Source organism: Nonlabens sp., assembly GCF_051251825.1.
GTDB lineage: Bacteria > Bacteroidota > Bacteroidia > Flavobacteriales > Flavobacteriaceae > Nonlabens.
This window is the reverse complement of sequence record NZ_JBPOGG010000002.1, coordinates 573,819-586,724: the sequence shown is the minus strand read 5'-3', so window position 1 is coordinate 586,724 and position 12,906 is coordinate 573,819. Positions and strand designations below refer to the sequence as shown.

Below are 12,906 nucleotides of genomic sequence, written 5' to 3'. Positions count from 1 at the left end.
TGATTTTATTATTAAAATATCTTTTATCACATGGGCGAGAAGCCTGTGCCGCACTTGTTGCGGTAAGCCCAGGTGGGTCCACAAAAGCTTCAGTTAACGCTGGAGCTTTTTTTATTTCTTTGATTTTATTATTAAAATATCTTTTATCACATGGGCGAGAAGCCTGTGCCGCACTTGTTGCGGTAAGCCCAGGTGGGCTCATAAAAGCTTCAGTTAACGCTGGAGCTTTTTTTATTTGGACGTTTCTTGAGTTCTCAAAAGACACTTTTAGGTGAAGTTTATCGTTAATATGGTGGAGGAATTGATTTAAATAACTTTTTAAGTTGAAAATTAATGACAAATTACAGATTATAAAGCCCTTTTTATCGATGAAAAGCGTTAAAACAAATCTTTACTACAAGTTCGCACTACTTTTTTGCGCCAATTCAATTAAAGTTTTACTTTCGCATCCGTTATAACAACTATGAATAATTTTCTATCACTTTCCCTAGCAGTGTTAGTACAGCGTCCTCAAAATGGACCACCTGTGCCTAAAATGGATGCGCCGCCGCCGCCAGTAGGAGATGTTCCTGTAGACGGAAATTTGTGGATTCTTATTTTGTTTGCTGTAATACTAGGTGCAGCAGCGGTTTACCGCAACCGTCAAAAAGCCTTATAAGCTCATTAACCTTTTTACATATTTTCCGATTACATCAAATTCTAAATTGATGGTATCACCTATTTTCATACTCTTAAAACCAGTATGTTCATAAGTGTAAGGGATTATCGCTACTGAAAAACTATTGAGTTGAGAGTTCACTACCGTAAGACTCACACCGTTAATACAAATACTTCCTTTTTCAATGGTGACATTTTGTAAACGAGAGTCGTATTCAAAGCTAAAGATCCAAGAACCATCTTTATTCAATACTTCAGTACAAGTTGCTGTTTGATCTACATGACCTTGAACTATGTGTCCATCTAATCGTGCATTCATTAACATAGCACGTTCTATATTTACTATATCATTTACTTTGAGTTGACCTAGGTTGGTTTTTTGCAATGTTTCTTCAATAGCGGTTACGACGTATTTATTTCCATCAATTGCAACCACTGTAAGACAAACACCATTGTGAGCGATGCTTTGATCTATTTTAAGCTCGTTTGTAATGTTACTCTCCAGTGTTAGGTGAAGATTTGTGTTTTCTTTTTTGAGTTCAATAACTCTCGCAGCAGACTCTATAATTCCTGTAAACATAAGTGATGAAAAACCTTTACTTTTATCTTTTCAAAAATACGGCGAAAAACACAGCACCGCATGAACAAAAAGCAAAACATTAAAGTAGGAATTTCATTAGGTGATCCTAATGGGATAGGAGGAGAGATTATTTTGAAAGCGTTTGAGGATAGCCAGATGTTAGAGCTATACACACCAGTAATTTTTGCGAGCACTAAACTGTTATCTTATTATATTAAAACTTTTAATCTCAATATTAAAATTCATGGAATAACATCTCTGGATGATATTGTAGATGGAAAGGTAAATGTCGTACGATTAATTAAAGAACCATTCATAGTGAATTGGGGAACGGTTGATCCAGTAGCTGGTGAACTAGCTGTAAGGAGTTTCAAAGCAGCAACCACTGCTTTAAAAGAAAATCAAATAGATGTTTTAGTAACCGCACCTATTCACAAAGAATCCATTCAGTCAGACGACTTTAAATTTCCAGGACATACAGACTATTTAAATCAGGAACTTGAAGGAGAAAGTTTGATGTTTATGGTTGCTGAAGATTTGCGTGTAGGATTACTTACGGATCATGTACCATTAAAAGAAGTTCCGGATCAAATCACAGAGAAATTAATCAAAACTAAAATAGGTACGATTAAGGAATCATTGAAAAAAGATTTTGGCATTGTAAAACCTAAAATCGCCGTTTTAGGTATCAATCCGCATGTAGGAGATAACGGTGTTATTGGTACTGATGATCAAGAAAAGCTTATTCCAGCACTTGAAGAATTACGTAAAGATGGAACATTAATATTTGGTCCATATCCTGCAGATAGTTTTTTTGGGAATAAGAAACACTTACAGTTTGACGCTGTTCTTGCTTCCTATCACGATCAAGGTTTAGTCCCGTTTAAGACGATAGCATTTGGAGCTGGTGTCAATTATACCGCTGGATTGAGTCATGTAAGAACTAGTCCTGATCATGGAACCGGTTTTGATATTGCAGGAAAAGGAGAAGCAAATCCTTCCTCATTTATGGAAGCTATTCATACCGCTGTTGCTATTTATAAACACAGAATGATGTATGAAGAACTGTCTGTAAATCCTCTAAAAAATCTTTCTAAAAAACGTAGATAATATTAACAATGAATTTTTAATAACTTTTATTATCTTTGCCCGCTCGTTTAACGAGGAAGATTATGGAACTCAAAGCTTACATTATATCCTTTGTGGGATTAAAGCAAGGGAAACATCAGTTTCAATATGAGATCGATAATACGTTTTTTGAAAATTTTGGTTTTGAGGAATTCAATAGTGCTCAATTAAATATTGAAGCCACTCTAGATAAAAAGTCCACTTTAATGGAATTGCATCTAGAAGCTTCTGGTTCTGTAAACGTCAATTGTGATGTTACAAATGAACCATTTGATTTGCCTGTTGAATTACAAATGGATCTCATTATAAAATTTGGACAAGAGTTTAATGATGAGAACGAAGAGTTACTAATATTACCACATGGGGCTTATGAGTTTAATATAAGTCAGTATGTTTATGAAATGTTAGTTCTCGGGATCCCATTGAAACTAGTACATCCAGGAGTTGAGGACGGATCATTAGATTCAGACTTACTTGATAAACTAGAAGAACTCAAGCCTAAAAACCTTGACAACATAGAAGATAATAAAAAGAGTACCGATCCCATATGGGACGCATTAAAAAAATTAAAAACGGATAATAATAAATAGCCATGGCGCATCCTAAGAGAAAAATCTCCAAAACAAGAAGAGATAAAAGAAGAACTCACTACAAAGCTAGTGTTCCTACAATTGCAACAGATAGCACAACTGGTGAAGCACACCTTTACCACAGAGCACACTGGCATGAAGGTAAATTATATTACCGCGGTAATGTATTAATAGACAAATCAGAAGAAGTAGAAGCATAATTCACTGAATTATTAATTCAGTAGAAAACAGCGCTTTTCTTGCTAGAATCATAAAAAATGACACGTTTTTATTAAAAACGTGTCATTTTTATTTATTTCTGCTAGTTTTTCAGTAGCTTTCACGGCTCTAATAATTACTAGAATCACCTTTATGAGTAACATCAAAGCGGCGATTACTGCGGTAGGCGGCTACGTGCCAGACTACAAGCTTACTAACGCTATCCTAGCCACAATGGTTGATACTAATGACGAGTGGATTTCCTCTCGTACAGGTATTAAGGAACGTCGGATTTTAAAAGACGACGATAAGGGAACCTCTTATCTAGCCATTCAAGCAGCCCTTGACCTTATTAAAAAGAGAGATTTAGATCCTCAAACCATAGACCTTGTTATAGTAGGAACCGTTACACCAGACATGCCAGTGGCTTCCACAGCTGCATATGTGGCTAGTGAAATAGGCGCTGTTAACGCATTCTCTTATGATTTACAAGCTGCATGCTCTAGTTTCCTCTACGGAATGAGTACTGCTAGTAGTTATATTGAATCAGGTCGTTATAAAAAAGTACTTGTCATAGGTGCAGATAAAATGTCAAGCATCATTAATTACGAGGATCGTACTACTTGTATCATTTTTGGAGATGGCGCTGGGGCAGCACTTTTTGAGCCTTCTACAGATCCATCTGTAGGATATGAAGATGAAATTTTAAGATCTGACGGAATAGGAAGAAACTTTCTAAAAATTGAAGCTGGTGGCTCCTTATTACCACCATCTCACGACACAGTAGATAATAAACAACATTACGTTTTTCAAGACGGGAAAAACGTGTTCAAATATGCCGTTACTAAAATGGCAGATGCTGCAGAGAAGATCGTTAAACGTAACAATCTTACTAATAAGGATATAGCTTGGTTAGTACCACATCAAGCAAATAAGCGTATCATAGACGCGACTGCTCGTAGGGTAGATTTACCTGATGAGAAAGTAATGATGAATATTGAACGCTATGGTAATACGACCAGTGCGACTTTACCACTACTACTAAACGAATACGAATCTCAATTAAAAAAGGGTGACAAGTTGGTTTTTGCCGCATTTGGCGGTGGATTCACTTGGGGCTCTATATTGTTAACATGGGCTTATAATAGCAAATCATAACTACCTAAATTATGGATATAAAAGAAATTCAAAACTTAATCAAGTTTGTAGCAAAATCTGGAGCTAGTGAGGTAAAGCTAGAAATGGATGATGTAAAAATCACAATTAGAACTGGATCAGATTCTAATGACGTGACTTATGTTCAACAGGCTATGCCTATGCAGGCAGCACCTATGCAACAACAAGCCGCGCCAGCAGCTGCACCAGCGGCTGCAGCTCCTGAAGCTGCTGCACCAGCAGCAGACGAGAACAGTAAATACGTTACTGTAAAATCTCCTATCATAGGAACTTTCTATAGAAAACCTTCACCAGATAAGCCACTTTTCTGTGAGGTAGGTGATTCTATTAAAGTAGGAGACACTCTTTGTATTATTGAAGCTATGAAGCTTTTCAATGAGATTGAAAGTGAAGTTTCTGGTACAATCGTTAAAGTACTTGTAGATGATTCTTCTCCAGTAGAATTTGATCAACCATTATTTTTAGTAGATCCTTCTTAATTTTATAAGAAGGATTTTTTGTGGACACGCTTTCGCGAAAGCGTAAACTCCACATTTACACTAACATAAAAAACTTATCATGTTTAAAAAAATATTGATAGCAAATCGTGGTGAGATAGCTCTAAGAGTTATAAGAACCTGTAAGGAGATGGGAATCAAAACGGTAGCGGTTTATTCTACTGCTGATGCTGATAGTCTTCACGTAAAATTTGCTGATGAGGCAGTATGTATAGGTCCACCACCTAGTAATTTGTCTTATCTAAAAGTATCTAATATCATAAGCGCCGCAGAGATTACAAATGCAGACGCCATCCATCCAGGATATGGTTTCCTTTCTGAAAATGCAGACTTTTCTCGCATTTGTGGTGAGCACGACATCAAGTTCATAGGAGCTAGTCCAGATATGATTGCTAAAATGGGTGATAAGGCAACTGCCAAAGAGACCATGAAAGCAGCAGGTGTACCATGTGTGCCTGGATCTGAAGGAATCATTGAAGATTTTGACGATTGTAAAAAAGTTGCTCTTGAAACTGGTTATCCAGTAATGCTTAAGGCTACTGCCGGTGGTGGTGGTAAAGGAATGAGAGCTGTATGGAAAGAAGAAGATCTACTTAACGCTTGGGAAAGTGCTCGTCAAGAAAGTAAAGCTGCTTTTGGGAATGATGATATGTATATGGAAAAGCTCATAGAGGAGCCACGTCATATAGAAATCCAGATTGTAGGTGATTCTTATGGTAAAGCATGTCACTTAAGTGAACGTGATTGTTCTGTACAACGTCGTCACCAGAAATTGACAGAAGAAGTTCCTTCTCCTTTCATGACTAAAAAGTTACGTAAGGATATGGGAGAAGCTGCAGTAAAAGCTGCAGAATATATCAAATATGAAGGTGCTGGAACAGTAGAGTTCCTTGTGGATAAACACCGTAACTTCTATTTTATGGAGATGAACACTCGTATCCAGGTAGAGCACCCTATTACAGAGCAAGTAATTGACTTTGACCTGATTAGAGAGCAAATTCTCGTTGCTGCTGGAGTTAAGATTTCTGGTAAGAACTATGAGCCTATGTTACATTCTATTGAATGTCGTATTAATGCAGAGGATCCTTATCACGATTTCCGTCCATCGCCAGGAAAGATTACCACATTACATGCACCAGGTGGTCATGGAGTACGATTAGATACTCACGTTTATGCAGGTTACTCTATTCCTCCTAACTATGATTCTATGATTGCTAAGTTGATTACAACAGCACGTACACGTCAGGAAGCGATAGATAAAATGAAACGAGCTCTAGATGAGTTTGTAATTGAAGGTATTAAAACAACGATTCCTTTCCATAGACAATTAATGGATCATCCAGATTATGTTGCTGGTAACTATACTACAGCATTTATGGATGATTTTAAAATGGAGCCATTAAAAGATTAGTAGCTTCTATAAAACTTAAAAAGCCCTTATCGTAACATACGATAAGGGCTTTTTTTTGAAGGCTAATTCAATTATCTATTTCTTGTTACACATATTAGTTTGTACTTCAATCGCATTTTTATGTCCCCATGAAGGAGCAAAACCTGTTGTTTCTTCTTTCTCAAAAAGGATAATTGCTTCATCAATAAGACCACAATAAGGAGTGATGTCTTTTCCAAAGAATCGTGCACTTCCCATTAACCATTCTGCTCTTGAGAAGATTACTCGTGGATTTTCTGGTGCTATTTTTTGAGCTTTTTCGTAGAGTGCTGTAGTCGCAGCAGACAGTTTCATTCCATAAGTACTCGAGTCATAGGTTATCCATGTCGTATTTAATCGACCTTGCAGAATCATGATTTCTGGATTATTAGGAGAAATGGCTTGTGCGTCATTGATATAATCTTGTGCTTTTTTCATGTAAAGGACCGTTTTATCTTTAGGATGTTGTCCCCATGAACTGTTGATGTTACAAAACGCGACGTAGTAGGCTGGTTCCCATTTGTCATTTTCGGCTGCAGCGACTCTTTCAAATTGTTGTGAGGCAGCAAGCAAATCTGTTTTCATAAGTTCCATTCCTTTAAGCATAGCTTTTTCATAACCCGATTGTGCTGTTATGGATAGACTTATTAGTAAGATGATAATGGTAGATATAGTTTTCATAATTGTGGTTTTAATTGTTATTGATAGTGTAAAGATGTTGAGAATGATGCTTTCGCGAAAGCGGAATCTACCCAACTGTCACTTTTCAATACTGAGTTGTTGAAAGTGATGATTTATAAATTATCCAGCTGGTTATCAGTGCTTCCTAGTGTCCAGAAAAAGCCCACGAATATGAATCGATCTGCAGCCTGACCTATCGCTCTGCGGTCAAAATTGCCCATAGCGTTTGCTGTATTGCTGTATTGATAATTGAAAATATTATCTCTGCCCAAAACATTTGTCACTGATAGAAATACGATCTTTTGCTGGTCTATGAGGTACGCCCAGTTGAAGTTCAAGCTCTGAAAAGAACCCGTTTTATCATTTAAAAAGCCTGGTTGATTAGGATTAGTAAAGGTTCTACCGCTGGTATAATTGAATGTGGCACCTATTTGTGATTTCCAGTCTTCAACCCAATATTTACCTACAATACTGAAGTTGTGCGCACTCGCAAAATTAGGAGTTGCTCTTTCTTCAAAATTGCGGGACTTGCGTTCTGTATCTAGGTAAGAATAGCTCACCCAATAGTCTAGATTTTTCACACTTGTTTCATCTCTCCAAAAAAGATCAAGTCCAGTCGCATAACCATCACCATTAATGGCATAATTGCTATCAAACTGCGGTCGCTCTGTATCATAAGTGAGTAAGCTAGAATAGTTTTTATAGTACGTCTCTGCACGTAGCATGCGGCCGTTTTTTTGGAATAGGAAATTAAGAATGTAGTGTTCTGCACTTTCTGGAGCGAGGTGTTCTTCATATTGAAGTACATTATTTTGTGCTTGCTGGTAGAACTGTCCATAAGCTATTGATGCTTGCCAATTCTTTGAAACACTAATCGCAGCACTTAATCTAGGAGAAACTAGAAACTCTTCACTTAGTCCATAATAATCGGCACGCAGGCCAGCTTTAAAAGCGAGATCTTTAGAAACAAATACCTCAGCTTCAGTAAACGCTCCAGTATTTGATGGACTTATAGATGTATTAAAGGTATCGTCTTCTGTGAAAATGGTTTCTTTATAATCGACCAGGAATTGCTCTACGCCATAATTGATTTTAAAATAGTTGCTGTAGCGCTTGCGCAGTTTTAGCTTAGCATGCATGGCATTTTCACGTGTATCTATATCAGTTGCAGCGATTCTTAAATCGTTGCGATCATGCGCAAGACTCAATCCTGTTTCTATGCTCCAATCGTTTTCTAAACGACCATCATAGTTCAAGTTGCCGTAGTAGTTTCCATTTTTAAGTCCAAAGAAAAAACCGTCTTCTACATTAATATCTTCTTGAATAATGCTGAAGTTACTATGAGAATAAGCACTGTAAGCTTTAAACAATCCTTTTTCAAATTGATGTCTATAAACAGCTTCACCACTAAGTAATTCATAAGGATCTTCAAACTGATTATTCTGCGGTATCAAATCATTATAAGGACCAAGATTAAAATACGTTGCATTTACACTCACACTATTCTTACCCCAAATTTGTGTGTTTCCCACGCCGCCACCTACGCTCATGACTTGCAAATCTGTTTTTTCCTCTACGGCTACGTCAGTAGTGTTGAGGAGTAGAACACTAGATAGTGCGTCTCCATATTCTGCGCTGTAACCACCGGTAGAAAATGATATTCCGTCAAAAAGGAACGGTGAAAATCTACCACGTGTAGGTATGTTACCAGTAACTGCTAGAAACGGACGGAATACACGATTGTTATCTATAAAAATCTGAGTCTCATCGCCGCTTCCACCACGTACAAAAAGACGACCATCATCAGGATTTGCACTAGTTCCTGGTAGGGTTTGCAACGCACCTAACACATCTCCTACGGCGCCAGCGGTTGTGACAATATCGAGCGGTTTCAGTGCACTTGCCTTAGAACTATCGCCTGCGTTCAATGTTCCTGCGTTAAGAATGACAGAGTTGAGACTGTTCACGCTTTCGCGAAAGCGTATTTTCAAATCCTTCATATTTTCTACAAGAGCTTGTTGCTGGAAATCCTCATATCCTACAAAGCTCGCTACCAATGTCACATAGGAAGTCTCACTCGTTTCAAAAGTAAATTTCCCATCGATGTCTGTGGTAGCACCATCATAAGTTCCTTGTAAATAAACATTGGCGCCTAATACTGGAACGTTTTTCTCATCAAGGACTTGACCACTTATGGTGGTTTGACCTTGAGAAATAAGTACAATAATTAGAGCTAGAGTAGTCAGTAGAGTTTTCATAATACTTGGTTTGATGATACAAACATGCGGCGATTATGAGTTGAGAACTATTCTCGTTTACTGAGTTGTAGAATTTTTGAGATGAGTTGTTTTTTGAGTAAGCAGTAGTCAGGTTATCCCGATTAAAATCGGGAGTCAGTAGGCAGTCTGTTTATAATAGCAAAAAAATCATTATTTCATAACGAGCAGACTACTTCGTTATCGCTCCTTTCCTAATGACAGCTTAAGTAATAAACTCATCGTTTTCAGTTCGATACTGTAAAAAGCATTTCCCTTTGAAAAGGGAAAACAGGTGGGCGACGACATCGGCAAAGTCGATGGAGCCACCAAAAGGGTTTGACACTTTGCAAATCAACAATCCACAGCGTTCCATAACCAGTAGATTACTTCTCTCGGCTCAGCCGAGACCGTAATGACAGGTTCAATTATATTTTAATAAATACGCACAGTTAACAAACTAAACTCACTGCCTACTACCGTTTTAAAGCGAAGCGCAAAAAACGAACCTGCCTATTGTCTACTCTTTACTTCACCAAATCAAGCATCACTTTTTCCCCAGCCTCATAAGTATTTGCAGCATTGAAGAACAGTGTCTTTTCTTGAAACATGCATTCTATCAAATAGTAAGAACCTTTAAAATAAGAATTTAAAACAACGGCTTCTATCCCTTTATTACTGAGATGTAGTTGTTCTGGATAGCACATAAGCTCCTTTTCATTTTCAAACCAGCTAGGCAGAATTACATTTACTTCATTAAATAACGAAGCTCCATATATATTCAATGGGTTGTTATAACAATCAATCGTTTTTCTGTGGTCTATGATGTGCCCATCACGCATGATGATAGTTTCATGGGTAAAAGCGAGCATATCATCTTTATCGTGTGTGGCGATGAGGCATGTGATGTTTTCTTTTTTGAGATAAGAGAATAGACTACGTCTTAAATCGTTTTTTCTAAAATTATCAATATTAGAAAATGGTTCGTCGAGTAATAGAACTTGAGGTTGTTGAGCAAGTGCTTTAGCAATCGCTACACGCTGTTTTTGTCCGCCACTAAGTGTTTTCACCTTACGGTCTTTAAAGTCGCTCATATCTACTATCTCGAGCAGTTCAAGAATACGATTTCCACGATTGTCGAGTTGGATAGAAAGATGCTCACCTACATTTTCAAAAACGGTGGTGAATGGCATTAAGTCAAATTCCTGTGGTACATATTTCATCATAGGATGACCAGGAACGAGATGTGAATCTGCGCCTTCTAGTGTTTCTCCATTAAAAGAAATACGACCATTTTCTTCTTGTAATAATCCATAAATCAAGTTCAACAACGTGCTTTTTCCACAACCACTTTCTCCTATAAGGGCAACGTGAGTTCCTTGATCAAGCTTTACATTGATATCATACAAGGCTTTTCCTTGAGCATAAGAAAATTGAATGTCTTTTAATTGAAGCATGGCACAAAGGTATTTGCTAGAAACTAAAAAACCCATGCGATTCACATGGGTTTTTAGAATTATCTTTTCGCGTAGACGAAATATAACATCAATTACATCTTCACACGCTCATCAACCGCAGGAAGTTCTTCAAATCCCATGTTGTAGAGTGCAAAGCTGTAAATATCTGTTTGTTCTTGAATCACTTGAGCGGTAGATTTTCCAGCGCCATGACCAGCATCAGTCTCTATGCGTATAAGAGTAGGAGCATCTCCAGCTTGTTTAGATTGTAACTCTGCCGCAAATTTAAATGAGTGTGCTGGTACCACACGATCGTCATGATCACCAGTGGTTACCATAGTTGCTGGATAAGAAACGCCTTCTTTAATGTTGTGTAACGGAGAATATCCTTTTAAGTATTCAAACATTTCTGGACTGTCCTCAGCCGTTCCATAGTCATAAGCCCATCCTGCTCCAGCGGTAAACTTATTATAACGTAACATATCGAGAACTCCTACTGCAGGGAACGCTACTCCTGCAAGGTCTGGACGTTGAGTCATAGTTGCTCCTACCAGAAGTCCACCGTTTGATCCACCTTGAATAGCGAGATATTTAGTTGAGGTATAGTTATTTTCTTTTAACCATTCTCCGGCTGCGATAAAGTCGTCAAATACATTTTGTTTTTGCATTTTAGTTCCTGCATCGTGCCATTTTTTACCGTATTCTCCACCACCACGTAGGTTTGCTACGGCATAAATACCACCCATTTCCATCCACGCGGCTCTTGAAACAGAAAAACCAGGATTTAATGAGATATTAAATCCTCCATAACCGTAAAGGATTGTTGGGTTTTTACCATCAAGTGGTAATCCTTTTTTATGCGAAATGATCATCGGGATTTTTGTACCGTCTTTAGAAGTATAAAATACTTGCTTGGACTCATAATCATCGCTATTGAATTTTACTTCGGCCTTGCGGTATAATTCTGAAGTTCCTTTTTCAATGTCATATAAATAAGTGCTTCCTGGAGTCGTGTAATTTGTAAAGCTGTAGTACAATGTTTTATCTTCTTCTTTTGCTCCAAAACCGCCTACATTTCCTATTCCTGGTAATTCCACATCGCGCACAAGTGTTCCATCATAGTTGTACTGTTGCACTTTAGAAACGGCATCTACCAAATACTCAGCAAAAATATATCCACCACCTGTAGATGGAGAAAGTACATTTTCAGTTTCAGGAATCACATCTACCCAAGTATCTTGTGTAGGTTTAGAAAAATCAGTCGTGACGATGCGTTTGTTAGGCGCGTTATAGTCTGTTACTAACCATAATTTAGAACCTTCGTTGTGTAAAAGGTATGAGTTAGTATCAAAATTATCTAGCACAGTGACTAGAGGAGCATTAGGCTTATTCAATTCTTTCATAAACATCTTGCCACCGTTTGTAGATGTGCTTGCAGAGATGACTAAATAGTTTTGATCATCAGTAACGCCACCACCTACGTAACGGTATTTTTGCTCTGGTGTACCACCGAAAATCACTTGATCTGCGCTCTGTGGTGTTCCTAGTTTGTGGTAATACAATTTGTGCTGATCTGTCATGGCACTAAGTTCACTACCATCAGGCTTATCATAGCTGGAATAGTAGAATCCATCATTTCCTCTCCATGACATTCCAGAGAATTTCACATCTTGAATCGTGTCTCCTACTTGAGTTAAGTCTTTAGTATTGAGCACGATTACTTTTCTCCAGTCGCTTCCACCTTCAGAAATGGCATAAGCAAATAGCGATCCATCTTTAGTAAAAGAAGTTCCACCTAGTGAGGTTGTTCCATCTTTAGAAAAGGAGTTAGGATCTAGAAAAACTTCAGCATCTTTCATGTCACCATCTTTAGGAAAACGATAGATGACATATTGATTTTGCAATCCGTCATTTTTGTAGAAATAAGAGTAATCACCTTCTATGAATGGTGCTCCTATTTTCTCATAGTTCCATAATTCTGTGAGACGGTTTTTCACGCTTTCGCGGAAGCGTATTTGATCCAAGTAACCGTTAGTAACTTCATTTTGAGATTTTACCCATGCACCAGTTTCTTCACTGCGGTCATCTTCTAACCAACGGTACGGATCTGGAACATCTGTCCCGTGATAATTATCAACGTGATCAGTGGCTTGTGTAGTAGGATAGGTAACTGCCATTTGTGTGGATGCTTCTTTTTTTTCATTGCAGGACGCCAGTGCTACTAGAGCTGTGGCTGCAAATATGATTTTTTTCATGGT

13 protein-coding genes are annotated in these 12,906 nt (G+C 37.8%); 7 read left to right on the top strand and 6 right to left on the bottom strand.

What is annotated here, in order from left to right:
- Positions 1-202 (bottom strand): hypothetical protein (locus ACSHWW_RS04990; protein WP_435681315.1); only part of this gene is annotated, 202 nt, incomplete at its 3' end.
- A gap of 261 nt (positions 203-463) precedes the next feature.
- On the opposite strand from ACSHWW_RS04990, the gene ACSHWW_RS04985 reads away from it, so the two are divergent.
- Positions 464-658 carry a hypothetical protein gene (locus ACSHWW_RS04985; protein ID WP_435681314.1) on the top strand — a complete coding sequence of 65 codons (195 nt, stop codon included), beginning with the start codon at positions 464-466 and terminating at the stop codon, positions 656-658.
- Here the strand turns inward: ACSHWW_RS04985 and ACSHWW_RS04980 are convergent.
- On the bottom strand, positions 653-1,237 hold the full coding sequence (locus tag ACSHWW_RS04980; protein WP_435681313.1) for a riboflavin synthase: 585 nt from the start codon (positions 1,235-1,237) through the stop codon (positions 653-655). The two genes, ACSHWW_RS04985 and ACSHWW_RS04980, sit on opposite strands and share 6 nt — an antisense overlap.
- Positions 1,238-1,297: 60 nt before the next feature.
- On the opposite strand from ACSHWW_RS04980, the gene pdxA reads away from it, so the two are divergent.
- The 6 genes from pdxA (at position 1,298) to accC (ending at position 6,237) form a co-directional block, all read left to right on the top strand.
- Positions 1,298-2,347 (top strand): 4-hydroxythreonine-4-phosphate dehydrogenase PdxA, encoded by a 1,050-nt coding sequence (pdxA, locus tag ACSHWW_RS04975; RefSeq protein WP_435681312.1) that lies wholly within the window; start codon positions 1,298-1,300, stop codon positions 2,345-2,347.
- 62 nt (positions 2,348-2,409) lie between these two features.
- Positions 2,410-2,955: a YceD family protein gene (locus ACSHWW_RS04970; RefSeq protein WP_435681311.1), complete on the top strand. Its 546-nt coding sequence runs from the start codon at positions 2,410-2,412 to the stop codon at positions 2,953-2,955.
- Between the two features lie 2 nt (positions 2,956-2,957).
- Positions 2,958-3,155 carry a 50S ribosomal protein L32 gene (gene rpmF, locus ACSHWW_RS04965; RefSeq protein ID WP_435681310.1) on the top strand — a complete coding sequence of 66 codons (198 nt, stop codon included), beginning with the start codon at positions 2,958-2,960 and terminating at the stop codon, positions 3,153-3,155.
- Positions 3,156-3,306: 151 nt separating this feature from the next.
- Positions 3,307-4,311 (top strand): beta-ketoacyl-ACP synthase III, encoded by a 1,005-nt coding sequence (locus tag ACSHWW_RS04960; protein ID WP_435681309.1) that lies wholly within the window; start codon positions 3,307-3,309, stop codon positions 4,309-4,311.
- An 11-nt stretch (positions 4,312-4,322) separates the two neighbouring features.
- On the top strand, positions 4,323-4,808 hold the full coding sequence (gene accB / locus ACSHWW_RS04955) for an acetyl-CoA carboxylase biotin carboxyl carrier protein (protein WP_435681308.1): 486 nt from the start codon (positions 4,323-4,325) through the stop codon (positions 4,806-4,808).
- A gap of 79 nt (positions 4,809-4,887) precedes the next feature.
- Positions 4,888-6,237, top strand: coding sequence for an acetyl-CoA carboxylase biotin carboxylase subunit (gene accC, locus ACSHWW_RS04950; RefSeq protein ID WP_435681307.1), 1,350 nt, complete (start codon positions 4,888-4,890; stop codon positions 6,235-6,237).
- A 75-nt stretch (positions 6,238-6,312) separates the two neighbouring features.
- Here the strand turns inward: accC and ACSHWW_RS04945 are convergent, their stop codons facing one another.
- From ACSHWW_RS04945 to ACSHWW_RS04930, 4 genes are all read right to left on the bottom strand, one after another.
- Positions 6,313-6,936, bottom strand: a complete 624-nt coding sequence (locus ACSHWW_RS04945) for a hypothetical protein (protein ID WP_435681306.1) — start codon at positions 6,934-6,936, stop codon at positions 6,313-6,315.
- 113 nt (positions 6,937-7,049) lie between these two features.
- Positions 7,050-9,194, bottom strand: a complete 2,145-nt coding sequence (locus ACSHWW_RS04940) for a TonB-dependent receptor (RefSeq protein WP_435681305.1) — start codon at positions 9,192-9,194, stop codon at positions 7,050-7,052.
- Between the two features lie 524 nt (positions 9,195-9,718).
- The gene (locus ACSHWW_RS04935) at positions 9,719-10,648 is read right to left on the bottom strand and encodes an ABC transporter ATP-binding protein (protein WP_435681304.1); all 930 of its coding nucleotides are present in this window, start codon (positions 10,646-10,648) and stop codon (positions 9,719-9,721) included.
- Positions 10,649-10,740: 92 nt separating this feature from the next.
- Entirely contained in the window at positions 10,741-12,903 is a 2,163-nt protein-coding gene (locus ACSHWW_RS04930) for a prolyl oligopeptidase family serine peptidase (protein WP_435681303.1), read from the bottom strand.
- Between the last annotated feature and the right edge of the window lie 3 nt (positions 12,904-12,906).

Bases quoted from the DNA above. Each gene is read 5' to 3' on its own strand.
- ACSHWW_RS04985 (WP_435681314.1), top strand. From the start codon at position 464: ATGAATAATTTTCTATCACTTTCCCTAGCAGTGTTAGTACAGCGTCCT.
- pdxA (WP_435681312.1), top strand. From the start codon at position 1,298: ATGAACAAAAAGCAAAACATTAAAGTAGGAATTTCATTAGGTGATCCT.
- accC (WP_435681307.1), top strand. From the start codon at position 4,888: ATGTTTAAAAAAATATTGATAGCAAATCGTGGTGAGATAGCTCTAAGA.
- ACSHWW_RS04945 (WP_435681306.1), bottom strand. From the start codon at position 6,936: ATGAAAACTATATCTACCATTATCATCTTACTAATAAGTCTATCCATA.
- ACSHWW_RS04980 (WP_435681313.1), bottom strand. From the start codon at position 1,237: ATGTTTACAGGAATTATAGAGTCTGCTGCGAGAGTTATTGAACTCAAA.
- ACSHWW_RS04930 (WP_435681303.1), bottom strand. From the start codon at position 12,903: ATGAAAAAAATCATATTTGCAGCCACAGCTCTAGTAGCACTGGCGTCC.
- ACSHWW_RS04970 (WP_435681311.1), top strand. From the start codon at position 2,410: ATGGAACTCAAAGCTTACATTATATCCTTTGTGGGATTAAAGCAAGGG.
- ACSHWW_RS04935 (WP_435681304.1), bottom strand. From the start codon at position 10,648: ATGCTTCAATTAAAAGACATTCAATTTTCTTATGCTCAAGGAAAAGCC.
- ACSHWW_RS04960 (WP_435681309.1), top strand. From the start codon at position 3,307: ATGAGTAACATCAAAGCGGCGATTACTGCGGTAGGCGGCTACGTGCCA.
- accB (WP_435681308.1), top strand. From the start codon at position 4,323: ATGGATATAAAAGAAATTCAAAACTTAATCAAGTTTGTAGCAAAATCT.
- rpmF (WP_435681310.1), top strand. From the start codon at position 2,958: ATGGCGCATCCTAAGAGAAAAATCTCCAAAACAAGAAGAGATAAAAGA.
- ACSHWW_RS04940 (WP_435681305.1), bottom strand. From the start codon at position 9,194: ATGAAAACTCTACTGACTACTCTAGCTCTAATTATTGTACTTATTTCT.